Here is a 21,975-nt window from a genome sequence, read left to right as displayed (position 1 = left end):
GTTTGATTCAAACCGGTCCGATTTTCCATTCGTTGTCATACCAGCATTTTTATAAGTCAGATCTGCAGCGCAGCATCTCGGGCCTTTATTCATATGAAGAAAGCACGATCATGCATGTTGCATTGTAGTATTCGCGCACCCAAAGTTGTTTGACAACATTGGCGAGACGATGCTAATTTGGCCAGGTGATTGTCTTTGCGCCGAGCCGCCCGACGCACGTGTTCCAGATCGTCCGTCGACAGGCTCGCGCGGCACATTCGTTGCTGTGAAGTACGCGATCGTGCGCGACGATCCTTCGCGCGACGACTACCTGCGCCGGCTGCTGAAAAGCGTGAACCGGTCAAAGGTGATATCAGGAATGAGCGACTGACTGATGCGTTCGCTGCACGACGCGGTCACGTTGTCGACGCTCGCGGACATGCGGCCGATCTCGCCGCTGTTGCGTTCGACGCCGCTGTTCGACGCCGCTTGAACATCATGCGAAGATCGAAGTTGCGACGCCGGCTTTGCTCGACTTCGAGCGCCGTCTCGCGGAATCGTCCGCCCATTCTTGACGTCGCACTATTTGGATTTCCGGCCGCGCGACGCGACATGTGTTCCTGCCGCGCAGCCATCGACAGGAGCAGGACATGCAAATTACCGGTGACATGCTGATCGGCGGGTCCGAGGTGCGCGGCACCAAAGGCACGCTGCGCGCGTTCGACCCGGCGCGCAACATGGAAATCGAACCCGAGTTCGGTGCGGGCGGCACGGTCGAAGTGGATCGCGCGTGCACACTGGCCGCGCTCGCCTTCGATTCGTACCGTCAGACTTCCCTCGAAATTCGCGCGCATTTTCTCGAGACCGTCGCAGAGAACATCCTCGGGCTCGGCGACGCCCTGATCGAGCGCGCGCAGGCCGAATCCGCGCTGCCCAAGGCGCGGCTCGAAGGCGAGCGGGCGCGTACCGTCGGGCAGCTCAAGCTGTTCGCATCGCTGGTGCGCGAGGGCCGCTGGCTCACCGCCACACTCGATTCCGCTCAGCCGGATCGCAAGCCGCTGCCGCGTCCCGACCTGCGTTTGCAGAAGATTCCCGTTGGTCCCGTCGGCGTATTCGGAGCGAGCAATTTTCCGCTCGCGTTTTCCGTAGCGGGCGGCGATACGGCATCGGCGCTCGCGGCGGGTTGCCCGGTTGTCGTGAAGGCACACCCTGCGCATCTCGGTACGTCCGAACTGGTTGGCCGCGCCATTCAGAAAGCGGTCGCTGATTGCGACTTGCACGAAGGCGTGTTCTCGCTCGTGGTCGGCGCGGGCAATGAGATCGGCGAAGCGCTCGTTCAGCATCCGGCGATCAAGTCGGTCGGCTTCACGGGCTCGCGAGCCGGCGGCCTTGCGCTGGTCAATCTGGCGCAGAAGCGGCGCGAGCCGATTCCCGTGTTCGCCGAGATGAGCAGCATCAACCCGTTCTTCGTGCTGCCCGGCGCGCTGGCAAGGCGTGCGGAGCAGATCGCAACGGGCTTTATTGAATCGGTCACGCTCGGCGTCGGACAGTTCTGCACGAATCCTGGTCTCGTGCTGCTTCTCGACGGACCGAACAAGCAGATATTTATCGACGCTGCGGCGAAGGCGCTCGCGCAAAAGAGCGCGCAGACGATGCTCACGCCGGGCATCGCCAGCGCGTATCAGGGCGGCATTACGCATCGCACCGAGCAGCGTGGCGTGCAGAGCATTGCGCGCGGCACGTCGTCGGATGCGACCTGCGCCGCGCTGCCCGCGCTGTTCCAGACGTCGGCGATACAGTTTCTGACTTCCGCGGAACTCGAAGACGAGATTTTCGGGCCGACTTCGCTGATCGTCACATGCGCCGACATCGAGGAAATGGTGAAGGTGGCCGAATACCTCGAAGGCCAGCTCACGGCCACGCTGCAGATCGAGCCTGAAGACTACGACATCGCGCGACGCCTGTTGCCGACGCTCGAGCGCAAGGCCGGCCGCATTCTGGCCAACGGCTTCCCGACGGGCGTCGAAGTGTCGTACGCGATGGTGCACGGCGGCCCGTTCCCGGCGACGTCCGATCCGCGCGCGACGTCGGTCGGTGCGACGGCGATCGAGCGCTTCCTGCGTCCCGTTTGCTACCAGGACCTGCCGGCCGAATTGCTGCCGCAATCGCTGCACGACGACAATCCGCTGAAGCTCTGGCGTCTGCGCGACGGAAAGCCGGCGCAGACGTGACGGCTCGCGGTTGTTCGCGGTAGCCTTTCAGGCAGCATTACTACCCATAACCCGTCACCACCACGAACGCCGGGCGTCGATCGATTCGACGCCCGGCGTTGCTCTGACAGCGCCATGACCGAACTCAACTACCCGAACTCGCGCCGCTATCCTGATCCCGCCATTCGCAGTTTCGATCCTCGCTTCGATGCATTGCGCCTCGCCTCGGCTTCCGTCGAATGTCTCTATCAGGGCGCGCGCTGGTCCGAGGGGCCCGTATGGTTCGGCGACGGCCGCTACGTGCTGTGGAGCGACATTCCGAATAACCGCATGCTGCGCTGGGACGAGGAGACGGGCGCGGTGAGGCCATTTCGCCGGCCGTCGAACAATGCGAACGGCAATACGCGTGACCGCGAAGGGCGGCTCGTCACCTGCGAGCATCTGACGCGGCGCGTCACGCGCACCGAATACGATGGCTCGATCACCGTGATCGCCGACCGTTACCAGGGCAAGCGCTTCAATTCGCCGAACGATGTCGTCGTGAAGTCGGATGGCTCGATCTGGTTTACGGACCCATCGTTCGGCATCGACAGCTTCTATGAAGGCGAGAAGCAGGAGCCGGAACTGCCGCAAAACGTATATCGCGTGGACGGGCAGACGGGTGAAGTGACGATGGTTTGCGACGAAGTGATCGGCCCGAACGGGCTCGCGTTCTCGGCGGATGAATCGGTGCTGTACATCGTCGAATCGCGATCGAATCCGCGCACGATCCGCGCATTCGATGTGGTCGGCGAAGGGCGCACGCTCGCGAACAACCGCGTACTGATCGACGCCCAGGACGGCACGCCGGATGGCTTCCGGATCGATATTCACGGCAACCTGTGGTGCGGCTGGGGCATGGGCACCGACGAACTCGACGGTGTGCGCGTGTTCTCGTCGCAAGGCGAAGCCCTCGGGCATATCGCGTTGCCGGAGCGCTGCGCGAACGTGTGCTTTGGCGGCAGGCATCGCAACCGCCTGTTCATGGCCGCGAGCCACGGTCTGTATTCGCTGTATGTGAATACCCAGGGCTTGCGCGGCGGCTGAAGTTGCCTAACAAGTCGTATCTTGGTGTTCTCCCTATGCCGAACGGACGAATCGGCAAAACCCGCTGAAATCCTTACCATAAAAGGACTTGAAGAATTTGAAAGGTCATCGCGCAATGAACGCGTCAGGCTAAAATTTGCTTGACATCATGCGTGCCCGTTCGTTATGTTTCACCCACTAGCAGCCCGTAACACGTCAGCGCCGCGGATCCCGTCGGCGGACGTTCCATATAAAGAGGCGAGGAGACGAAATGGCTTTTTCTGGCAAGTTGTCAGCGAAGTTGCCACTCAAGGTGGCGGCACTGTGCGTAGCCGTTGGCGCAGCAGTGGCAGGATTCACGCAAGCGGCGCGAGCGGCAGATGCCGTCACGATCAATATCGTCGACGTCGCGGGCGATCTCCAGCTGACGCAAAAGGGCTTTGAAGCCTTCAAGGCCAAGTACCCGAATCTCGTTTCCAACATCACCTACACCAACGCGCCCGCGCCGCAGTTGCCCGGCAAGATCAAGGCGATGCAGGCGGCCGGCCGCTCGGACATCGACCTCGTGTTGACAGGCACCGACGCGCTTGCCGCCGGCATCGAGCAGAACCTGTGGGTCAAGCTGCTGCCGGAGAACAACGCGGCATTCCCCGGCGTGCTCGACAAGTACGCGCCCGGTCCGCGCAAGATGCAGGATCTCGCACAGGGCTTCGGGCTCGAAGTCGCCTATATGCCGGCCGGACCGCTGATCGAATACAACCCGGCCAAAGTCAGCGATCCGCCCAAGACGCCAGATCAACTCCTGCAATGGTGCAAGGCGCATCCGAACAAGCTGATCTACGCGCGTCCGGCCAATTCCGGTCCGGGCCGCACGTTCCTGATGGGCCTGCCGTACGTGCTTGGCGACAAGGACCCGAAAGACCCTGTCAATGGCTGGGATAAGACCTGGGCGTTCCTCAAGCAGCTGAACGACTGCATTCCTTATTATCCGGGCGGCACGTCGGCGGTGATGAAGGAACTCGGCGAAGGCACGCGCGACATGACCGTCACCGTGACGGGCTGGGACATCAACCCGCGTGCGCTCGGCATCGTGCCGGCTGAGTTCAAGGTGCAGGCGTTCGACAACATGACGTGGGTCAACGACGCGCACTTCATGGTGATCCCGAAAGGCGTGCCCAAAGAAAAGCTCGACACGCTCTACAAGCTGATGAATTTCATGCTTGAGCCGGCGCAGCAAGCCCTGACCTATGACGACGGCTACTTCTATCCGGGCCCGGCCATCAAGGGCGTGACGGAAGCACAAGCGCCCGAGCACAGCCAGGACGTGCTGAAGAAGTTCGGCCGTCCGGAATACGCGAAACTGCTTGCCGATCGTCCGCACGTTCAGCCGTTGAGCGCGGCAGCGATGGTCGCAGCGTTCCAGAAGTGGGACCGCGAAGTGGGCGCGCAAAAGACCAAGTAAGTTCATACCAACGCGTACCCATCACCGCGCAAAGCGGAGCAGCCGATGCCGCGCAGGGCCTGCATGACGCCTTGCGCACATCGGCGATATGTGTCGGCGCGTCTTATGAAGTGTCGTCTTATGAAGCGTCATAAGGCGCGGCCATGCAACATCGTAGGGAAGCGATCATGAAGCATCACTTTGAACAGTTGCGCCTCGAGTCCGTCAGCCGCAGTTTCGTGAATGCCGAAGGGCAGTCGGTGGCCGCGTTGCAGGGTCTCGATCTGAATATCCGACGCGGAGAATTCATCGCATTGCTCGGGCCGTCGGGTTGTGGCAAGTCGACGGCGCTCAACTGCATCGCGGGCTTGCAGCCATTGTCCGGCGGCGGCATCTGGCTCGACGACAAACGCATCGATGTGTTGCCGCCCGAAAAGCGCGGCTTCGGCATGGTGTTTCAGAACTACGCGCTGTTTCCGCATATGTCGGTGCTCGACAACGTCGGCTTCGGCCTGAAGATGCGCGGCATGGCGAAGGCGGAAACGGTGAAGCGCGCGCGCGAAGCGCTGCAACTCGTGCAACTGGTCGGCCATGAGAGGAAGCTGCCGGGACAGTTGTCGGGCGGTCAGCAGCAGCGTGTGGCGATTGCGCGCGCCATTGTGATCGAGCCACCACTGATCCTGATGGACGAACCGCTGTCGAATCTCGACACGAAGCTGCGCATCGAAATGCGCGCCGAGATTCGCCGCATTCATAGCCAGCTGGATCGCGCGACCATCTATGTGACGCACGATCAGGACGAAGCGCTGTCGATGGCCGACCGCATCGTCGTGATGAAAGAGGGTGTCGTGCAGCAGGTCGCGACGCCGAAGGAAGTCTACGGGCGGCCGAAAAATCTGCACGTCGCGCGGTTCATGGGTTATCGCAATGTGCTGCCGTTCACGCTCGAAGGCACGCAGGGCGAAGGCGTGGCAGTCGAATCGAACGGCGTGCGCCTGATCGGTATGGCCATGGACGGCTTCAATAGCAAACGTGTTTCCGTCGCATTGCGACCGGAGGACATGGAGCGCGCCGCGCCCGGTGCAGAAAACGCGTTCGACGCACAGGTCACGACGGTCGAATACGGCGGCCGCGATTCGCTGATTCGTGTGAAGAGCGCGTTCGGCGAGTTGTGGGCGCGCGTCGCGGGCGACTTTGCCGAAGGCGAGCGCATCACGCTGCGCGTGCCGTCGTCGCGCACGCTGGTCTACGACGGAGAGCCGTCATGAGCACGCTGACGCCCGCGTCCGCAGCGACACCCGCCGCGCAACGGGACGGCAAGGCGTGGCTCGTATCGCCTGCCTTGCTGTTCATCCTCGCGCTGTTCGTCTATCCGTTCGTCTATGGCCTCGCGCTGTCCTTCAGCCCGATGGAAGGCGGCGGCATGTGGGCGAACTACGCGAAGTTCTTCAGCGACACGTCGATGTGGCCGACCATCCTCGTCACGCTGAAGCTCGCCGTGCCTGCCACATTGATCAACGTCGGCGTATCGGTGCCCGTCGCGTTCGCGCTGCGCCGTCCGTCGCCGTATCAGAAGTTCATCACGACGCTGCTGGTGATTCCCGTCACGCTCGGCACCGTGCTGATCGCGGACGGCATGCTCACGTACTTCGGTCCGAACGGCTGGTTTCCGCAAGCGCTTCAAGGGCTGCATCTCTATACCGACGAAGTGCGTCTCACGCACAATTTCTGGGGTGTGCTGATCTCGCTGGTGGTGTCGGGTTTCCCGTTCGCGTTTCTGTTGACGCTCTCGTACGTGACGGGCATCGATCCGACGCTCGCGAGCGCCGCCGCAACGCTCGGCGCGAACCCGTGGCAGCAGTTCCGACAGATCTATTTGCCGCTGCTCGTGCCGGGGCTGACGATGGCCGCGTGTCTGTCGTTCGTACAGGCGTTTTCGGTGTTTCCATCGGCGGTGCTGCTTGGCGCGCCTGCGGGGCCGACACGCGTGATGTCGATTGCAGCGGCGGAAGCCGCGTTCGAGAGCTACGATTACTCGCTGGCATCGGCGATCGCGATCGTGATGGGTTTCGTGCAACTGGTGATCGTCGCCGCGATGCTCGGCGCGCGCCGCTTCTTCTACAGTGGACCGGCGACGGGAGGTAAAGGCTGATGGCAACCGATCATCAAGTCGCGCATCCGTGGCCCGCTGAGCCGCAAGGGCAAACGGTGAAATCGATGAAACCGCATGTCAGTTTGCGCGACCGCATCTACAAGGCGCTCGTCTGGGGCGCGATGATTTTCTTCCTGCTGAACATCGTGCTGCTGATCGCCACCGTGGCGGTTAATTCGATCGCGACGCGCTGGTTCGGGACGCTGCTGCCGCAGGGCTTCACGCTGCACTGGTATGCGCAGGCGTGGAGCGACTTCCAGCTTGCGGCGGTGCTGTGGGTGACGGTCGAAGTGGTCGGCGCGGTGGTGCTGCTGTCCATCCTGCTCGGCGTGCCCGCCGCGTATGCGCTCGCGCGCGTGCAGTTTCGCGGCAAGCGTTTCGCGATGCTCGTGTTCCTGCTGCCGTTGATGGTGCCGCCCGTGACATACGGCATTCCGATGGCGACCGTGATGTACAAGATCGGGCTGGCGGGTACGCTGTCCGGCGTGATTCTCGCGAACCTGGTGCCCGCGCTGCCGTTCGTCATTCTCGTGATGACACCGTTTATCGAGCAGATCGATCCGAACCTTGAATCGGCGGCGCGCATCTTCGGCGCGAATACGTTCCGCTATTTCCGCTATATTCTGCTGCCCTTGCTGGTGCCCGGCATGCTTGCGGCCGGTCTGCTGGTGCTGGTCCGTACCATCGGCATGTTCGAACTGACGTTCTTTACAGCGGGGCCGGCGACGCAAACGCTCGTCGTCGCGTTGTACTACGCTGTATTTTCAACGGGCGTGCGCGCGCCGCAGTCGATCGACGCAATGGCGATGATCTACATGGCGATCACGCTGATCTGGGTATTGATTGCGCTGCAGTTCGTCAGCCCGACACAGATCGTGTCGCGGGTGAAGGAGCAGCGCCGGTAGGAGTCGAAGTGTCGAACGATCAGACGAAGAAACGTAAGTCCCCCGACGAACTGCGCAGCCACCGCTGGTATGGCGTGAACGATCTGCGCTCGTTCGGCCACCGCTCGCGCACGGCGCAAATGGGCTACAGCCGCGAGGAGTATGCGGGCAAGCCCGTTATCGCGATCCTCAACACGTGGAGCGAGATGAACCCGTGCCACACGCACTTCAAGCAGCGTGTGGAAGAGGTCAAGCGCGGCATCTGGCAGGCGGGTGGCTTTCCGATCGAGTTGCCGGTGCAGACCTTGTCGGAGCCGTTCCAGAAGCCCACGACGATGCTCTACCGCAACTTCCTCGCGATGGAAGCGGAAGAGACGCTACGCTCGTATCCCGCCGACGGCGTCGTGCTGATGGGCGGCTGCGACAAGACCACGCCCGCGCTGCTGATGGGCGCGATCAGCATGGACCTGCCAACCATCTTCCTGCCCGCCGGCCCGATGCTGCGCGGCAACTGGAACGGCGCGACGCTCGGCTCCGGCTCTGACACGTGGAAGTACTGGGCCGACCTGCGCGCAGGCAAGATCACGGAAGAAGACTGGCAGGGCGTCGAAGGCGGCATTGCGCGCTCGCCCGGCCACTGCATGACGATGGGCACGGCGTCCACCATGACGAGCGCCGCCGAAGCACTCGGCTTCACGCTGCCGGGCTTCGCGTCAATCCCCGCGCCGGATTCTCGCCATGCGCAGATGTCCGCGAAAACGGGCATGCGGATCGTCGAGATGGTGTGGGAAGACCTGAAGCCGTCGGACATCCTCACGGTGAAATCGATCGACAACGCGGTCACGACCTGTCTCGCGCTGTCGGGCTCGACCAACGCAATCGTTCACATGATCGCGCTCGCGCGCCGCGCCGGGATCGAACTGACACTCGACCGCTACGACAGCATTTCGCGCAAGACGCCGGTGCTCGCGAACATCCGGCCGACGGGCGCGTATCTGATGGAAGACTTCTATTACGCGGGCGGACTGCAGGCGATGCTCGCGGAACTGGGTGATATGATCGACCGCTCGCAGAAGACGGTGAACGGCAAGACGCTCGGTGAGAACCTCGAAGGCGCGCAGATCTTCAATGACGACGTGATCCGCCGCCGCAGCAAGCCGCTGATGCCGGACAACGGTCTGGCCGTCCTGCGCGGCAACATCGCGCCCGATGGCGCCGTCATCAAGCCGGGCGCAGCCGAGCCGCATCTGCTGGTGCACACGGGCCGCGCGGTGGTGTTCAAGGACTACAACGACATGGCGGCGCGCATCGACGACGATGCGCTCGACATCGACGAGCACTGCGTGATCGTGCTGCAGCACGCGGGGCCTGTGGGCGCGCCGGGCATGCCCGAGTGGGGCCAGTTGCCGCTGCCGAAGAAGGTGCTGCAAAAGGGCGTGCGCGACATGCTGCGCATTTCCGACGCGCGCATGAGCGGCACGAGCTATGGCGCATGCGTGCTGCACGTCGCGCCGGAGTCGTTTATCGGCGGGCCGTTTGCGCTGGTGCGCGACGGCGACATGATCGAACTCGATGTGCCGCAGCGCAAGCTGAATGTGCTGGTATCGGATGAAGAACTCGCGCGCCGCAAGGCCGAGTGGGTCGCGCCAACACCGCGCTTCTCGCGCGGCTACGGCGCGATGCATCAGGTGCATGTGCTGCAGGCCGACAAGGGCTGCGACTTCGACTTCCTGCAACGCGACGGCGCAAGCGCGGCAACGGGAGAGCCGGAGATTCATTGAGCGACAGGCGCCGCGCAATGAAAAACGAGCGCACGACAACGTGCGCTCGCGAACAGACGTCAATTGAACGTTTTAGTAACCGACGCGATACACGCGTCCCGTCTGCGCGCCTTCGACGCTGCGCAGATACGCCTGCGCCGCTTTCTTCGCATCGACAGGCTCGAAGCCGCGGAAGAACGGCGCGTAGCTTTCCATCGATTCCGTCAGCACAGTCGGGCTCACCAGATTGATCCGAATATGGCGCGGCAGTTCGATCGCGGCGCCGCGCACGAAGCCTTCGAGCGCAAGATTCACCGTCGTCGCGCTGACGCCCAGGTTGATCGGCTCGTCGGCGAGAATGCCGCTCGTCAGCGTGAACGAGCCGCCGTCGCTTACATACTTCTGCGCGGCGAGCACGACGTTGATCTGTCCCATCAGCTTGTCGCGCAGGCCAACCCAGAACTGCTCGACGGTCATCTCGGGCAACGGGCCGAAGTGGACCTTGCCCGTCGTCGTGACGACGCCGTCCACCTTGCCGATGGTTTGAAACAGCCGTTCGACGCTCGCCGGGTCCGTGCTGTCGACCTGATGCGCGCCACGCGTCGCGCCGACTTCGATCACTTCATGCCGCGCTTTCAGTTCGGCGGCGACGGCCTGGCCGAGTGTGCCCGTTGCGCCGATCACGACGATTCTGCTCATCTGCTGCTCCGTGGGTGAGATTGCGCCGATTGTGCTGATCGTTTCACACGCGAACAAGATGTGCATGCGACGAAGTCATGAAACCAGCAGTTTCGAATCGCAGCTGCATGCATACGAACGCAAGCTCGCACGACGCGCCATGCAACGACGCGTCGTGCGACGAGGACATCGCGTTCACTTGACGCGTTCGAGCTCGATCACGCGCATCGGCCGCTGATGATTCAGCGCGAAATGCACGCGCCCGCGCGTGCGTTGGCCCGCTTGTGTGCTGGCCTCATGAAAGCGGTCGTCGAAGTGTTCGACGGGCTCGGGCATGGTCATGCCCTTGTCGATCACGCGATAGCCCGGTTCCAGCGCGAGCAGCAGATGATTTCCGCCGATGCGGCTGTCGAATCCCGCCAGCTCCGCATACGGGTTGTCGGGCACGCTATTGACGAGCGATGCGTTGCTCGTCGTGATCTCATCGGGGCCGATCGGCGCGTGGCCTGCGATGCGCGCGGCTTCGTGATTCTTGCTGTCGGTATCCACCGTGCTGTCGTGCGTGCGGTCGTTGTGCATCTCGGCGCTGCGCGCGACGTCGGTTCCCGATTGTGTCGCGGGTATCTTGCGGGTGTTGAGGCTCATTTTTACGCCCTCCTTGACTCGTGCCTTCGAAGCATTAGGAGCGAGCAAAACTCGTTCCGCGTGAGCGCCCAATCACGTTGGAATCCACGCGCGACGGCGCTTAGGGCAACCCGCGAATTTTTACTATTTTTTTTGGTGGACGCCCTTTTCCTACAGAGTATGATTCTGGTTCGAGTGCAGCAACGCACACAAGAGCATGACCGCCGCAGTCCTACGGACTGCCTCGACACACGGCATCGCACTCGCACAAGGACCATCTATGAGGCAGTCAGGGGCGGGTGACTCATGCACGTTGATGCTGCATTCACACATCGTGGCTACTTGCTTAACTGCGCGCCAGCGCGCGCGGGCGATGGGACTTGGCAACCGTATGTGGTTGTGTCGCGCTCCAGCGATGGCGAACTCGTCGCCAACCGTTTCTTCCCCACCGACCTCCGCTTCACTGACGAAGCAGCTGCTATCGCGCATGCCCGCGACTGGGCCGTGCGCTGGATCGATGCAAGCAGTATGACCGTATAGCACGTCATTTGCTACGCACTCCCGCACATGCAACGGCCTGCACTGCATGAGCCGTTCCTTATGCGTTCGTTATGCAATCCGCACCGGCGCCCGGCGGCGCGCGCCGAAACGCGGTAATCTCTGGGGACAATTCACTTTCGTCGCGCTTCACGCGCGACTGCCGTCCTCGCCATGTCAAATGTTTCCTCCCACAACTGGGGCCTCGAACAGATCGTCGCCGAACTGCGCGCGTCGCGTGAAGAACTGCATCGCACGCGCCATCCGCGCGGCATCCGCGAGCTGCCTTCGCGCGACGGCGTGATCAACATCGTCGCAGGATTGCGCGCCGCGCTTTTCCCGACGCACTATGGCGCGCCCGATCTGACCGACGAGAGCGTCGATTATTACGTAGGCCATACGCTCGAAAGCACGCTACGGCTGCTGGCCGAGCAGATCCGCCGCGCGTTGCGCTTCCTGCCGGAGCATGCGGAGACCTCGGATGCCGATCTGGGCACGCTGGCATTCGATGTCGCGCGCCAGTTCGGCAAGCAGTTGCCGGGCATACGCGCGTTGCTGGTCAGCGATATCCAGGCGGCGTACGTCGGCGATCCCGCCGCGCAGCACATTACCGAAATCCTGCTCTGCTATCCGGGCGTATGGGCGATGACGCATCACCGGCTCGCGCATGCGTTGCACCGGCTCGGCGTGCCGCTGCTCGCGCGCTTCATCAACGAGATTGCGCACTCGGCGACGGGTATCGACATTCACCCGGGCGCGCAGATCGGCCCGAGTTTCTTCATCGATCACGGCACGGGTGTCGTGATTGGCGAGACGGCCATCATCGGCGAGCGCGTGCGCGTCTATCAGGCGGTGACGCTCGGCGCGAAGAGCTTTGCCGCGGATGAAGACGGCACGCTCGTGAAGGGCAACGCGCGTCACCCGATCGTCGAAGACGATGTCGTGATCTACGCAGGCGCGACCATTCTGGGCCGTGTGACGATCGGGCGCGGCTCGGTGATCGGCGGCAATGTGTGGCTCACGCATAGCGTGCCGCCGGGCAGCAGCGTGTCGCAGGGCAAGATCCGCGAAGGCGAGCGCGGGCGCAACGACGAAGGGCGCCGTTGATGTGCGACGGCCGCCTCGTCTGCGAGAGGACGTGAGACGATGAAGCCGCGTGGGCGCGTCCAGATGTTGCGTTGCGCGCTCGACGGCGTCGAAGCGACCGTCGCGCATACGACGCACGCGTTCGCGCGTCATTCGCACGATCGCTTCGGCATCGGTATCGTGGTCGCTGGCGGACAGCGATCGGCTAGCGGGCGCGGCCCGGTCGAAGCGCGCGCGAGCGATGTCATCACCGTCAATCCCGGCGAAGTGCATGACGGCAGTCCCCTCGACGAACGCGGACGCGCGTGGCGGATGCTGTATTTCGAGCCTTCGCTGGTGATCGGCACGGTCGCCGAATGCGCGGGTACGCCGTTGCGGGAAGTTGAACTGACGCGCCCCGTGTTGAACGACACGCAACTGTCGCTGCGTTTTGCGCGGCTCTTCTCGGTCGCGGCGGACGAGGCAAACGAAGGTGTACCGCCCGACAATCTCGCTTGCGAAGAAGCATTGATCGCGTTGTTTTCGTATGTGAGCCAATACCACGCGACGCCATTGCAGCGCGGACCCGAGCGCATGGGTCCCGTCGCGCGCGCGAGATCTCGCATCGACGACGATCCCGCGTCGGCATCGACACTCGCCGATCTCGCCGCCGAAGCCGGCATGAGCCGCTTTCGACTGCTGCGCAGTTTCGCGCATGAAGTCGGCTTGCCGCCGCATGCGTACCGGATGCAGCGCCGCGTCGCGCTCGCGCGCCATCTGATCGCCAGCGGGTCTGCACTTGCGGATGCGGCGGTCTCGGCGGGCTTTTCGGATCAAAGCCATATGACGCGCGCTTTCGTGCGGCTGCTCGGTGTCACGCCCGCGAGCTACGCGGCCGCCATCCGCTGATACCTCATCTGCAATAACGTTCAAGACCGCGCGTGTGCGCGGCCCGTACGCTCGCCTCATCATTCGATACGAGGAGGCAGCGCATGAACGCGCGTTACGTCGGTTATTCCTTTTGCGCGCTGGCGATGATCGGCGTGGGCAGCACAGTCGTCGTCAGCAAGGCGATTGCGGGCGGCTTGCCGCCGTTCGCGGCGACAGCGTTGCGCTTTGCGATTGCGTTTCCCGTCTTCATCGCGATGATGCGCGTGCGCAGGGTCCGCTGGCCGAAGCTCGACACGCACGATGTGTTGCTCGTGGTCGCGCAGGCGGGAGCGGGCAGCGTCGGCTATACGGTTTGCCTGATCGGCGGGATGCGCCTCGCGTCGGCGGCCGATGCGGGCGTGATCGCGGGCACCTTGCCGGCTGTGTCGGCGGGTTTCGCGGCGCTCGCACTCGGTGAACGTCTGTCGCCTGCGTTGCTCGGCGCGATTGCGCTTGCGACGCTCGGCGTGCTGGCCTGCACAGTGCGCCTCGACGACACGGTGGCTGCGGGCGGCGCGCATTCTCTCGCGGGCAATGCGCTGATATTCGCCGCGATTGTCTGCGAAGCGCTCTTTATCTTGCTCAACCGCAAATTGCATAAGCCTGTCGCGGCGTTGCCGCTGTCGGCGCTGATGAGCGGAATCGGCCTGCTCGTCGCGATCGTGCCCGCGTGCTTCGAGCAACCGTGGCGACTGCCGTTCGACGCGAACCTCGTTGCCGCGCTCGCGGGCGTCGTCTATTACGCGCTCGTGCCGACGGTGCTCGGCTTCGTGCTCTGGTACGCGGGCGCTTCGCGCGTGAGTGGTGCGGAAGCGGGCCTCGTGACGGCACTCGTGCCCGTGTCGACGCTCGCGCTGGCGGCGGGCGTGTTGCACGAGCCGATCAGCCGCGCGCAGATGGCGGGTGTCGTGTGCGTGCTTGCGGCGGTGCTACTGGCGACCTTCGGACGGTTTCGATCGGTCGAAGCGCGCGCAGAAGCCTGATTAACCCACGCTGAGCTTTGCTCAGACCACTCAAATGTCTGAATGTGTCATTTCCGTCAGAACCACTAAGCTTGTTCTGAGATGATCTGTGCGGCATTGGCAGCACGCGCCGCGAGGCGCGTGGCCGGAGCAGGGCGGAAACGCTGCCCGCTCTCGACAGATCAGGTATTCGCCACGCTGACGGAAGTCGGGCCGTGGACGATCGACAGAAACTCGCGACGCGTCGACGGGTCGGTGCGGAACGTCCCGAGCATGCGCGACGTCACCATCTCGACGCCGGCCTTGTGCACGCCGCGCGTCGACATGCATTGATGCGAGGCTTCGAGAATCACGCCGACCCCCTTCGGCTGCAATACTTCGTTGAGCGTATCGGCGATCTGGACGGTCATCTTTTCCTGGATCTGCAGACGCTTGGCGAATGCATCGACGAGCCGCGCGAGCTTCGAGATGCCCACCACGCGATGCTCAGGCAGATAAGCGACGTGCGCGCGCCCGATGATGGGCACCATATGATGTTCGCAATAGCTTTCGAAGCGGATGTCCTTCAGCACGATCATTTCGTCGTAGCCGTCCACTTCGGAGAACGTGCGGGCCAGAATCTCGCGCGGATCGACCTCATAGCCCGCAAAAAATTCTTCATACGCCCGGACGACACGCGCGGGCGTGTCGAGCAGACCTTCACGCTGAGGATTATCGCCGGCCCAGCGCAGCAATACGCGCACGGCTTCTTCGGCCTCATCGCGGGACGGCCGGCCGGGTGCGTCGGCGGACGTCGTTTTCTTCGTATTCATCCTTCGCTCCAGTTCCAGTAAAACGCGCATCGCACGTTGCGGCATTGTTCCATGTTTCCCGGCCCTACGCCGAACAGGGATATGCGCCGCAAGCGCGTGCAGGCGTTACTTCGGCCACTCGTCCTTCGCATCGTTGAACAGTTCTGCAACAACGCTGCGCAGCCAGCTCGCGCGCGGATCGTTGTGGAACTTGCGATGCCAGTGCTGGCGCAAGTCGAAGCGGGGCAACGGCAAAGGCGGTTCGACGAGCGTGATCGACGCGTGTTCCGACACATACGCGAAGCCGATCGCGTGCGGCACGGTTGCGATCAGATCGGTGCGTGCGAGGATGAACGGCAGGCTCATGAAGTGCGGCGTTTCCAGCACGGCGCGCCGGCGGATGCGCTTCTTTTCCAGATACTGCTCGAGCACTTCCTGGCTACGTCCTTCGGCGCGTACGACGGCGTGACCGAGTCCGATGAACTGATCGAGCGTGAGCGGCGCGCCCGCGAGCGGATGATCGCTGCGCATCAGACAGATGAACCGATGCGTGAACAGACGCTGCTGAAAGAAGTTGTTGCCGGAAAGATCGGGAAAGTAGCCGACGGCGAGATCGACATCGCCCGATTCCAGCCCGCGTTCGACATGCGCGGGCGGCAGCGACACCGAACGCAGGTTCGCGTGCGGCGCGCGCTCGGCGAAGAGCTGCAGCAGGCGCGGCAGAAACACGATCTCGCCGACGTCGGACAACGCCAGCGAGAACGTATGCGTCGACGTCGTAGGATCGAAATCCTGTGAGTCGAGCATGCCCTTTTCGATGCGCGCTAGCGCCTCGCGGGCCGCGGGAATCAGCGCGAGCGCGCGCGGCGTCGGTTCCATGCCGCGCGACGTGCGCACGAACAGCGGGTCGTTGAAATACTCGCGCAAGCGGCCAAGCGCGGTGCTCACGCGCGGCTGGCTCACGCCGAGACGTTCGGCGGCGCGGCTCACGTTGCGCATGTCTTCGAGCGCGACGAGGTAGGGAATCAGGTTGAGATCGAGTTCGGCCATGCTTTGGTGCGCGGGCGTCGGGAAGCCCCTGTGCAGTATCGGTTATGCGTATACAACCTATCCTAAAAATCGCGTTGTCGCATATTCGGGAAAGCGCCGAGAATCGTTTGAATACTCGAACAAAAACTCGGAGACGAACGATGCGCACTCAGGTTGCCATTATTGGCGCGGGTCCCGCCGGTCTGCTGCTGTCGCATCTGCTGCGGCTGGCGGGCGTCGAAGCGGTGGTGCTGGAAAGCCGGTCGCGCGAACATTGCGAGCATCGGATACGCGCGGGCGTGCTCGAACAGGGCACCGTCGATACGCTCAACGAAGCCGGCCTCGGCGCGCGGATGCAGCGCGAAGGGCTCGTGCATCACGGCATCGAATTGCTGTTCGGCCGCAAGCGGCATCGGATCGATCTGACGGCACTGACGGGCGGCCGCGCGATCACCGTGTATGGCCAGCATGAGGTGGTGTGCGACATGATCGCCGCCGCTGTCGAGTACCAGCAACCGTTGTATTTCGACGTGTCCGAGGTGTCGCTGCACGATCTGACGAGCGACACACCTTGGGTTCAGTTTTCGCACGATGGCGCGGTGCAGCGCATCGATTGTGATTACGTGGCGGGCTGCGACGGCTTTCACGGCATTGCGCGCGAGTCGATTCCCGCCGACGCGATACAAACCTTCGAACGTATCTACCCCTATGCATGGCTCGGCATCCTCGCGAACGCCGCGCCGACCTGCGACGAACTGGTGTACGCGCATCACGAGCGCGGTTTCGCGCTTTTCAGCATGCGTTCGCCGGAGGTGACGCGTCTTTATCTGCAATGCCGTCCCGACGAAGACCTTGCGCAATGGCCCGACGAGCGCATCTGGGCCGAACTCCACACGCGCTTCGAGAACGACGATGGCTGGCTGCCCGCTGTCGGCGACATCACGCAGAAGGGCGTCACGCCGATGCGCAGCTTCGTGTGCGAGCCGATGCAGTACGGGCGCCTCTATCTTGCCGGCGACGCCGCGCACATCGTTCCGCCGACGGGCGCAAAAGGCATGAACCTCGCCGTCGCCGACGTAGGCATGCTGTCGAAGGCGCTCGCCGCGCGCTATCGCGAAGGCCGCGACGATCTGCTCGCCGCTTATTCGGCGACCTGCCTGGAACGCGTCTGGCGCGCCGAGCATTTCTCGTATTTCATGACGAACATGCTGCATCCGTCGTTCGACGACACGCCGTTCGTCAACCGGCTGAAGATGGCCGAGCTACGGTACGTCGCGCATTCCGATGCGGCGGCACGGATGCTGGCAGAGAATTACGTGGGGCTGCCGTTTCGCGATTGATTTGCGGGCGCGGCGGCAGGCGGAGCGGCATAGGGCAAACCACGAAACCGTTGCCTTGACAAGAGATGCGGGCGCAAACCATAATGCGCCAGTACGTTCGCTAAACGAAACTGTGTTCGCATAAAGAACTTTTCGCAAGTTCGACGGGCGATAGGGATTGAAGGGCGAGCCAAACACATGCGGCCTGCAGCGGGTCTGCATGCCGTCGTCAGCAAGGCTATGAAGGACGAAAGCGGACGTGGAGACCGTCCGGCGCGCGTTTCGCCAGTGAATGGCGGATCGCGCGGCGCGGATCGACGCGTTTTAGAGGATATTCGACATGATCAACAAGATTTTCGAGTCACTCCAGTCGGCGGTCGCCGACGTGCATGACGGCGCGACCGTCATGATCGGCGGCTTCGGCACGGCGGGCATGCCTTCCGAGCTGATCGACGCGCTCATCGAACAGGGCGCGAAAGAACTTACCATCGTCAACAACAACGCCGGTAACGGCGACACCGGCCTCGCGGCGCTGCTCAAGGCGAAGCGCGTGCGCAAGATCATCTGCTCGTTCCCGCGTCAGACCGATTCATACGTGTTCGACGCGCTCTATCGCGCCGGTGAAATCGAACTGGAACTCGTGCCGCAGGGCAATCTGGCCGAGCGCATCCGCGCAGCAGGCGCGGGCATCGGCGGCTTCTTCACGCCGACGGGCTACGGCACGAAGCTCGCCGAAGGCAAGGAAACGCGCGAGATCGACGGCAAGCATTACGTGCTGGAAGCGCCGCTGCACGCGGACTTCGCGCTGATCAAGGCGTACAAGGGCGACCGCTGGGGCAATCTGGTGTATCGCAAGACGGCGCGCAACTTCGGCCCGATCATGGCGAGCGCAGCGAAGACGGCGATCGTGCAGGTGTCGGAAGTGGTGCCGCTCGGCGCGCTCGACCCGGAAGTGATCGTCACGCCAGGCATCTTCGTGCAGCGTATCGTCGAAGTGCCGCAGGCGGCCCACGCCGCGCAACGTCCCGAACAAGCCGCCTGAAGGAGACCCGACATGAAACGACTGACCCGCGATGAAATGGCGAAGCGCGTCGCGCAGGACATTCCTGAAGGCGCTTACGTGAACCTCGGCATCGGCGTGCCGACCCTGGTGGCGAATCACCTCGACGCGAACAAGGAAATTTTCCTGCACAGCGAAAACGGCCTGCTCGGCATGGGCCCCGCGCCCGCCGAAGGCGAGGAAGACGACGAACTGATCAACGCCGGCAAGCAGCATGTCACGCTGCTGACGGGCGGCGCGTTCTTCCACCATTCCGATTCGTTCGCGATGATGCGCGGCGGCCATCTCGACTACTGCGTGCTCGGCGCGTTCCAGGTCTCGTCGAAGGGCGATCTGGCGAACTGGCACACGGGCGCGCCCGATGCGATTCCCGCCGTCGGCGGCGCGATGGATCTGGCGATCGGCGCGAAGCAGGTGTTCGTGATGATGGAGCATCAGACCAAGCAGGGCGAAAGCAAGATCGTCGCCGAATGCTCGTACCCGGTGACGGGCGTCGGTTGCGTGGATCGCATCTACACCGACCTCGCGATGATCGACGTGACGAAGGACGGCCTCGTCGTGCGCGAAATCTTCTCGGATATCGACTTCGCGGAACTGGAGAAGCTGACGGGCGTCGCGCTGATCGACGGCACGCAGCAGGCTCGCGCGGCTTGAGCCTTGCTCGGCCTGGAGAGATAGCCAGCACGCGCGCGCAAATGCGCGCGTGACCTCGGCGCGGCGTTCGGCGACAATGAAGCCGAACGCCGCGCGCTTTCAGGCGCGACCCAACGCGCATTCATCCCAACGCACAGAACATCATGCTAGAAGCTAGCGCTCGCTTGACTGGCCTGATCTGCGGCACGCAGCCGATGAACGACATCTGGTCGCCGCGCGCGACGCTGCAACGGATGCTCGACGTCGAAGCCGCGCTGGCGCGCGCCTCGGCGGCACATGGCGTAATTCCGCAGTCGGCCGTTGCCGCCATCGAGGCCACCTGTCACGCCGACAAGCTGGATGCCGACGCGCTCGGCCGCGACGCCGCGCTCGGCGGCAATCTCGCGATTCCCCTCGTCAAACAACTGACTGCGCGCGTCAAGGACGCCGACGCAGAGGCGTCGAAATTCGTTCATTGGGGCGCGACGAGCCAGGACATCATCGATACAGCGACCGTGCTGCAACTGCGCGATGCGTTCGATCTCCTCGACGGCGCGCTGTCGTCCACTTGCGATGCGATTGCCGCGCTCGCACGGCAGCATCGCGCGACGCCGATGATCGGCCGCACGTGGCTGCAACAGGCGCTGCCCATCACGCTCGGTTTGAAATTCGCGCAATGGCTCGATGCGCTGCTGCGCCATCGCGAGCGGCTCGACACGTTGCGTGAGCGCGTGCTGGTGCTGCAATTCGGCGGCGCGGCAGGCACGCTCGCGAGTTTGCGCGACAAGGGCGGCGTGGTTGCCGCAGCATTGGCGAAAGAACTGAGTCTTCAATTGCCCGCTGTGCCGTGGCACACGCAGCGCGACCGCATCGCCGAGACGGCGTCGTTCTTCGGCATGCTGATCGGCACGCTCGGCAAGATTGCGCGCGATATCTCGCTGCAAATGCAGACCGAACTCGGCGAACTCGGCGAGCCGGTTGCCGCTGGCAAAGGCGGTTCGTCGACGATGCCGCACAAGCGCAACCCGGTTGGCTGCGCAGCTGTGCTGACGGCGGCGGCGCGCGCACCGGGCCTTATCGCGACGGTATTCGGCGGCATGGTGCAGGAACATGAGCGCGCGCTCGGCGGCTGGCAGGCCGAATGGGACGCGTTGCCCGATCTCGCGCGCCTCGCGGGCGGCGCGCTGGCGAACATCGAACAGATCGCGCAGGGACTCGAAGTGAACGTCGCGCGTCTCGCGGCGAATCTCGATGTGACGCATGGCCTGATTCTCGGCGAAGCGGTGATGCTCGCGCTCGGCGACAAGATTGGCCGGATGGATGCGCATCATCTCGTCGAGCATGCATCGAAAGAGGCGGTGAAGACTGGCAAAACGCTCTTCGACGTGCTCGCCGCCGATGCGTCCGTCACTCAACATCTGCCCGTCGAGCAACTCAGACGTCTGCTCGATCCGGCGCATTACGTCGGCAGCGCGCACGCTTTCGTGGATGCCGTGCTGGCGCTTCATACCGCGCGCAAGGCGCGCGTGAACCAACATCAGGAGTAAAGGAATGCCTTACGCCGCAGTCAATGGCATCGAGCTTCACTACCGCATCGACGGCGACCGGCACGGCAACGCGCCGTGGCTGGTGCTGTCGAATTCACTCGGCACCGATCTGTCGATGTGGACGCCGCAGGTTGCCGAATTCGCGAAGCATTTTCGCGTGTTGCGTTACGACACGCGCGGTCACGGTCATTCGGAAGCGCCGAAGGGACCGTATTCGATCGAGCAATTGACGGGCGACGTGATCGGCCTGCTCGATTCGTTGAAGATTGCGCGGGCGAATTTCTGCGGCATTTCGATGGGCGGTTTGACGGGCGTCGGCCTCGCGGCGCGCCACGCGGACCGCATCGATCGCGTCGTGCTGTGCAATACGGCGGCGCGCATCGGCTCGCCGGAAGTCTGGGTGCCGCGCGCGGCGCGGGCGCGCACGGAAGGCATGCTGGCGTTGTCGGATGCCGTGCTGCCGCGCTGGTTCACGGCGGAGTTCATTGCGCGTGAGCCGCTCGTGTTCAACTATGTTCGCGACGTTTTCGTGCATACCGACAAGGAAGGCTACGCGCTGAATTGCGAAGCGATCAACGCGACGGATCTGCGCCCGGAAGCGCCTGGCATCAAGGCACCTGCGCTGGTGATTTCTGGCACGCACGATCTCGCTGCGACGCCGGCGCAGGGCCGTGAACTGGCGGCGGCGATTCCGGGTGCGCGGTATGTCGAACTGGATGCGTCGCATATCTCGAACATCGAGGTGTCCGATATGTTCACGAAGACCGTGCTTGATTTCCTGAAGGGACAGCGATGAACGACGATCAACGATACGAAGCGGGAATGGGTGTGCGCCGCGCGGTGCTGGGCGATGCGCATGTGGACCGGTCGCTGGTGAATCGCACGGAAGTGACGGAAGAGTTTCAGAACTTCATCACGCGGTATGCGTGGGGTGAGATCTGGACCCGCGAGGGGTTGCCGCGGCATACGCGGAGCTTGCTGACTATCGCGATGATGGTCGCGTTGAATCGCAGCGAGGAGCTTGCGCTGCATTTGCGTGCCGCAAGGAATAATGGGGTGACGCGGGAGCAGGTGAAAGAGGTTTTGTTGCAGACGGCTATCTATTGTGGTGTGCCTGCGGCGAATTCTGCTTTTCATCTGGCTGATAAGGTTTTTAAGGAGCAGGATGAGGTGGATGCCGGGAAGGGTTAAATCCGGGTAGTGGTTTGGTTTTTTTTTGGCGAAGCCGTTGTGATTTTGGGTCACGCGGCTTTTGTTTTTTTGTCGTGGTTGTGGTGCAAGGTTTTGGGTTTTGGGTTGTGTGCTTGTG

22 protein-coding genes are annotated in these 21,975 nt (G+C 63.2%); 18 read left to right on the top strand and 4 right to left on the bottom strand.

What is annotated here, in order from left to right; genetic code table 11:
* Positions 1-145 precede the first annotated feature (145 nt).
* From PPGU16_RS43415 to araD, 8 genes are all read left to right on the top strand, one after another.
* Positions 146-370: a hypothetical protein gene (locus tag PPGU16_RS43415; protein ID WP_180722777.1), complete on the top strand. Its 225-nt coding sequence runs from the start codon at positions 146-148 to the stop codon at positions 368-370.
* Positions 371-629: 259 nt separating this feature from the next.
* The gene (locus PPGU16_RS23305; protein WP_180722776.1) at positions 630-2,210 is read left to right on the top strand and encodes an aldehyde dehydrogenase (NADP(+)); all 1,581 of its coding nucleotides are present in this window, start codon (positions 630-632) and stop codon (positions 2,208-2,210) included.
* 114 nt (positions 2,211-2,324) lie between these two features.
* Positions 2,325-3,275 carry an SMP-30/gluconolactonase/LRE family protein gene (locus tag PPGU16_RS23300; RefSeq protein WP_180722775.1) on the top strand — a complete coding sequence of 317 codons (951 nt, stop codon included), beginning with the start codon at positions 2,325-2,327 and terminating at the stop codon, positions 3,273-3,275.
* Positions 3,276-3,525: 250 nt separating this feature from the next.
* Positions 3,526-4,716, top strand: coding sequence for an extracellular solute-binding protein (locus PPGU16_RS23295; protein WP_180722774.1), 1,191 nt, complete (start codon positions 3,526-3,528; stop codon positions 4,714-4,716).
* 167 nt (positions 4,717-4,883) lie between these two features.
* Positions 4,884-5,963: an ABC transporter ATP-binding protein gene (locus tag PPGU16_RS23290; protein ID WP_180722773.1), complete on the top strand. Its 1,080-nt coding sequence runs from the start codon at positions 4,884-4,886 to the stop codon at positions 5,961-5,963.
* Positions 5,960-6,847 (top strand): ABC transporter permease, encoded by an 888-nt coding sequence (locus PPGU16_RS23285; RefSeq protein ID WP_180722772.1) that lies wholly within the window; start codon positions 5,960-5,962, stop codon positions 6,845-6,847. Before PPGU16_RS23290 ends, PPGU16_RS23285 begins: the two co-directional genes overlap by 4 nt.
* Positions 6,847-7,752 carry an ABC transporter permease gene (locus PPGU16_RS23280; protein WP_180722771.1) on the top strand — a complete coding sequence of 302 codons (906 nt, stop codon included), beginning with the start codon at positions 6,847-6,849 and terminating at the stop codon, positions 7,750-7,752. Before PPGU16_RS23285 ends, PPGU16_RS23280 begins: the two co-directional genes overlap by 1 nt.
* Before the next feature lie 8 nt (positions 7,753-7,760).
* Positions 7,761-9,512 (top strand): L-arabinonate dehydratase, encoded by a 1,752-nt coding sequence (gene araD / locus PPGU16_RS23275; RefSeq protein WP_180722770.1) that lies wholly within the window; start codon positions 7,761-7,763, stop codon positions 9,510-9,512.
* 72 nt (positions 9,513-9,584) lie between these two features.
* Here araD and PPGU16_RS23270 read toward each other — a convergent pair whose 3' ends face one another.
* Both PPGU16_RS23270 and PPGU16_RS23265 read right to left on the bottom strand, forming a co-directional pair.
* A complete protein-coding gene (locus PPGU16_RS23270) occupies positions 9,585-10,190 on the bottom strand; it encodes a short chain dehydrogenase (RefSeq protein ID WP_180722769.1) in 606 nt (201 codons plus the stop codon).
* A gap of 174 nt (positions 10,191-10,364) precedes the next feature.
* Positions 10,365-10,814, bottom strand: a complete 450-nt coding sequence (locus PPGU16_RS23265) for a DUF3005 domain-containing protein (protein ID WP_180722768.1) — start codon at positions 10,812-10,814, stop codon at positions 10,365-10,367.
* A gap of 285 nt (positions 10,815-11,099) precedes the next feature.
* On the opposite strand from PPGU16_RS23265, the gene PPGU16_RS23260 reads away from it, so the two are divergent.
* The 4 genes from PPGU16_RS23260 (at position 11,100) to PPGU16_RS23245 (ending at position 14,308) form a co-directional block, all read left to right on the top strand.
* Positions 11,100-11,333: a hypothetical protein gene (locus PPGU16_RS23260; RefSeq protein WP_007586604.1), complete on the top strand. Its 234-nt coding sequence runs from the start codon at positions 11,100-11,102 to the stop codon at positions 11,331-11,333.
* Positions 11,334-11,504: 171 nt separating this feature from the next.
* Entirely contained in the window at positions 11,505-12,437 is a 933-nt protein-coding gene (gene epsC / locus PPGU16_RS23255; protein WP_180722767.1) for a serine O-acetyltransferase EpsC, read from the top strand.
* Between the two features lie 39 nt (positions 12,438-12,476).
* Positions 12,477-13,304, top strand: coding sequence for an AraC family transcriptional regulator (locus PPGU16_RS23250; protein WP_180722766.1), 828 nt, complete (start codon positions 12,477-12,479; stop codon positions 13,302-13,304).
* Between the two features lie 83 nt (positions 13,305-13,387).
* Entirely contained in the window at positions 13,388-14,308 is a 921-nt protein-coding gene (locus PPGU16_RS23245) for a DMT family transporter (RefSeq protein ID WP_180722765.1), read from the top strand.
* Between the two features lie 161 nt (positions 14,309-14,469).
* Here PPGU16_RS23245 and folE read toward each other — a convergent pair whose 3' ends face one another.
* Both folE and PPGU16_RS23235 read right to left on the bottom strand, forming a co-directional pair.
* Positions 14,470-15,099, bottom strand: a complete 630-nt coding sequence (gene folE / locus PPGU16_RS23240) for a GTP cyclohydrolase I FolE (protein WP_180722764.1) — start codon at positions 15,097-15,099, stop codon at positions 14,470-14,472.
* Positions 15,100-15,204: 105 nt separating this feature from the next.
* Positions 15,205-16,128 (bottom strand): LysR family transcriptional regulator, encoded by a 924-nt coding sequence (locus PPGU16_RS23235; protein WP_180722763.1) that lies wholly within the window; start codon positions 16,126-16,128, stop codon positions 15,205-15,207.
* 140 nt (positions 16,129-16,268) lie between these two features.
* On the opposite strand from PPGU16_RS23235, the gene PPGU16_RS23230 reads away from it, so the two are divergent.
* From PPGU16_RS23230 to pcaC, 6 genes are all read left to right on the top strand, one after another.
* Entirely contained in the window at positions 16,269-17,447 is a 1,179-nt protein-coding gene (locus PPGU16_RS23230; protein ID WP_180722762.1) for a 4-hydroxybenzoate 3-monooxygenase, read from the top strand.
* Positions 17,448-17,766: 319 nt separating this feature from the next.
* The gene (locus PPGU16_RS23225) at positions 17,767-18,468 is read left to right on the top strand and encodes a 3-oxoacid CoA-transferase subunit A (protein WP_180722761.1); all 702 of its coding nucleotides are present in this window, start codon (positions 17,767-17,769) and stop codon (positions 18,466-18,468) included.
* Positions 18,469-18,480: 12 nt separating this feature from the next.
* Positions 18,481-19,140 (top strand): 3-oxoacid CoA-transferase subunit B, encoded by a 660-nt coding sequence (locus tag PPGU16_RS23220; RefSeq protein WP_180722760.1) that lies wholly within the window; start codon positions 18,481-18,483, stop codon positions 19,138-19,140.
* A gap of 143 nt (positions 19,141-19,283) precedes the next feature.
* Complete coding sequence (locus tag PPGU16_RS23215) at positions 19,284-20,666, top strand: 3-carboxy-cis,cis-muconate cycloisomerase (protein ID WP_180722759.1); 1,383 nt, start codon at positions 19,284-19,286, stop codon at positions 20,664-20,666.
* A gap of 4 nt (positions 20,667-20,670) precedes the next feature.
* Positions 20,671-21,462 carry a 3-oxoadipate enol-lactonase gene (gene pcaD, locus PPGU16_RS23210; protein WP_180722758.1) on the top strand — a complete coding sequence of 264 codons (792 nt, stop codon included), beginning with the start codon at positions 20,671-20,673 and terminating at the stop codon, positions 21,460-21,462.
* Positions 21,459-21,857, top strand: coding sequence for a 4-carboxymuconolactone decarboxylase (gene pcaC / locus PPGU16_RS23205; RefSeq protein WP_180722757.1), 399 nt, complete (start codon positions 21,459-21,461; stop codon positions 21,855-21,857). Before pcaD ends, pcaC begins: the two co-directional genes overlap by 4 nt.
* Positions 21,858-21,975: the final 118 nt, after the last annotated feature.

Source organism: Paraburkholderia largidicola, assembly GCF_013426895.1.
GTDB lineage: Bacteria > Pseudomonadota > Gammaproteobacteria > Burkholderiales > Burkholderiaceae > Paraburkholderia > Paraburkholderia largidicola.
Note: the sequence above shows the minus strand (reverse complement) of the source record. Positions and strands in the feature narration are given on the sequence as shown.

Coding starts and splice junctions, on each gene's coding strand:
- PPGU16_RS23245 (WP_180722765.1), top strand. CDS start 13,388: ATGAACGCGCGTTACGTCGGTTATTCCTTTTGCGCGCTGGCGATGATC.
- PPGU16_RS23290 (WP_180722773.1), top strand. CDS start 4,884: ATGAAGCATCACTTTGAACAGTTGCGCCTCGAGTCCGTCAGCCGCAGT.
- PPGU16_RS23215 (WP_180722759.1), top strand. CDS start 19,284: ATGCTAGAAGCTAGCGCTCGCTTGACTGGCCTGATCTGCGGCACGCAG.
- pcaD (WP_180722758.1), top strand. CDS start 20,671: ATGCCTTACGCCGCAGTCAATGGCATCGAGCTTCACTACCGCATCGAC.
- PPGU16_RS23230 (WP_180722762.1), top strand. CDS start 16,269: ATGCGCACTCAGGTTGCCATTATTGGCGCGGGTCCCGCCGGTCTGCTG.
- PPGU16_RS23260 (WP_007586604.1), top strand. CDS start 11,100: ATGCACGTTGATGCTGCATTCACACATCGTGGCTACTTGCTTAACTGC.
- PPGU16_RS23265 (WP_180722768.1), bottom strand. CDS start 10,814: ATGAGCCTCAACACCCGCAAGATACCCGCGACACAATCGGGAACCGAC.
- PPGU16_RS23285 (WP_180722772.1), top strand. CDS start 5,960: ATGAGCACGCTGACGCCCGCGTCCGCAGCGACACCCGCCGCGCAACGG.
- PPGU16_RS23225 (WP_180722761.1), top strand. CDS start 17,767: ATGATCAACAAGATTTTCGAGTCACTCCAGTCGGCGGTCGCCGACGTG.
- PPGU16_RS23300 (WP_180722775.1), top strand. CDS start 2,325: ATGACCGAACTCAACTACCCGAACTCGCGCCGCTATCCTGATCCCGCC.
- PPGU16_RS23250 (WP_180722766.1), top strand. CDS start 12,477: ATGAAGCCGCGTGGGCGCGTCCAGATGTTGCGTTGCGCGCTCGACGGC.
- PPGU16_RS23295 (WP_180722774.1), top strand. CDS start 3,526: ATGGCTTTTTCTGGCAAGTTGTCAGCGAAGTTGCCACTCAAGGTGGCG.
- PPGU16_RS23235 (WP_180722763.1), bottom strand. CDS start 16,128: ATGGCCGAACTCGATCTCAACCTGATTCCCTACCTCGTCGCGCTCGAA.
- epsC (WP_180722767.1), top strand. CDS start 11,505: ATGTCAAATGTTTCCTCCCACAACTGGGGCCTCGAACAGATCGTCGCC.
- PPGU16_RS23270 (WP_180722769.1), bottom strand. CDS start 10,190: ATGAGCAGAATCGTCGTGATCGGCGCAACGGGCACACTCGGCCAGGCC.
- PPGU16_RS23305 (WP_180722776.1), top strand. CDS start 630: ATGCAAATTACCGGTGACATGCTGATCGGCGGGTCCGAGGTGCGCGGC.
- folE (WP_180722764.1), bottom strand. CDS start 15,099: ATGAATACGAAGAAAACGACGTCCGCCGACGCACCCGGCCGGCCGTCC.
- PPGU16_RS23220 (WP_180722760.1), top strand. CDS start 18,481: ATGAAACGACTGACCCGCGATGAAATGGCGAAGCGCGTCGCGCAGGAC.
- PPGU16_RS23280 (WP_180722771.1), top strand. CDS start 6,847: ATGGCAACCGATCATCAAGTCGCGCATCCGTGGCCCGCTGAGCCGCAA.
- pcaC (WP_180722757.1), top strand. CDS start 21,459: ATGAACGACGATCAACGATACGAAGCGGGAATGGGTGTGCGCCGCGCG.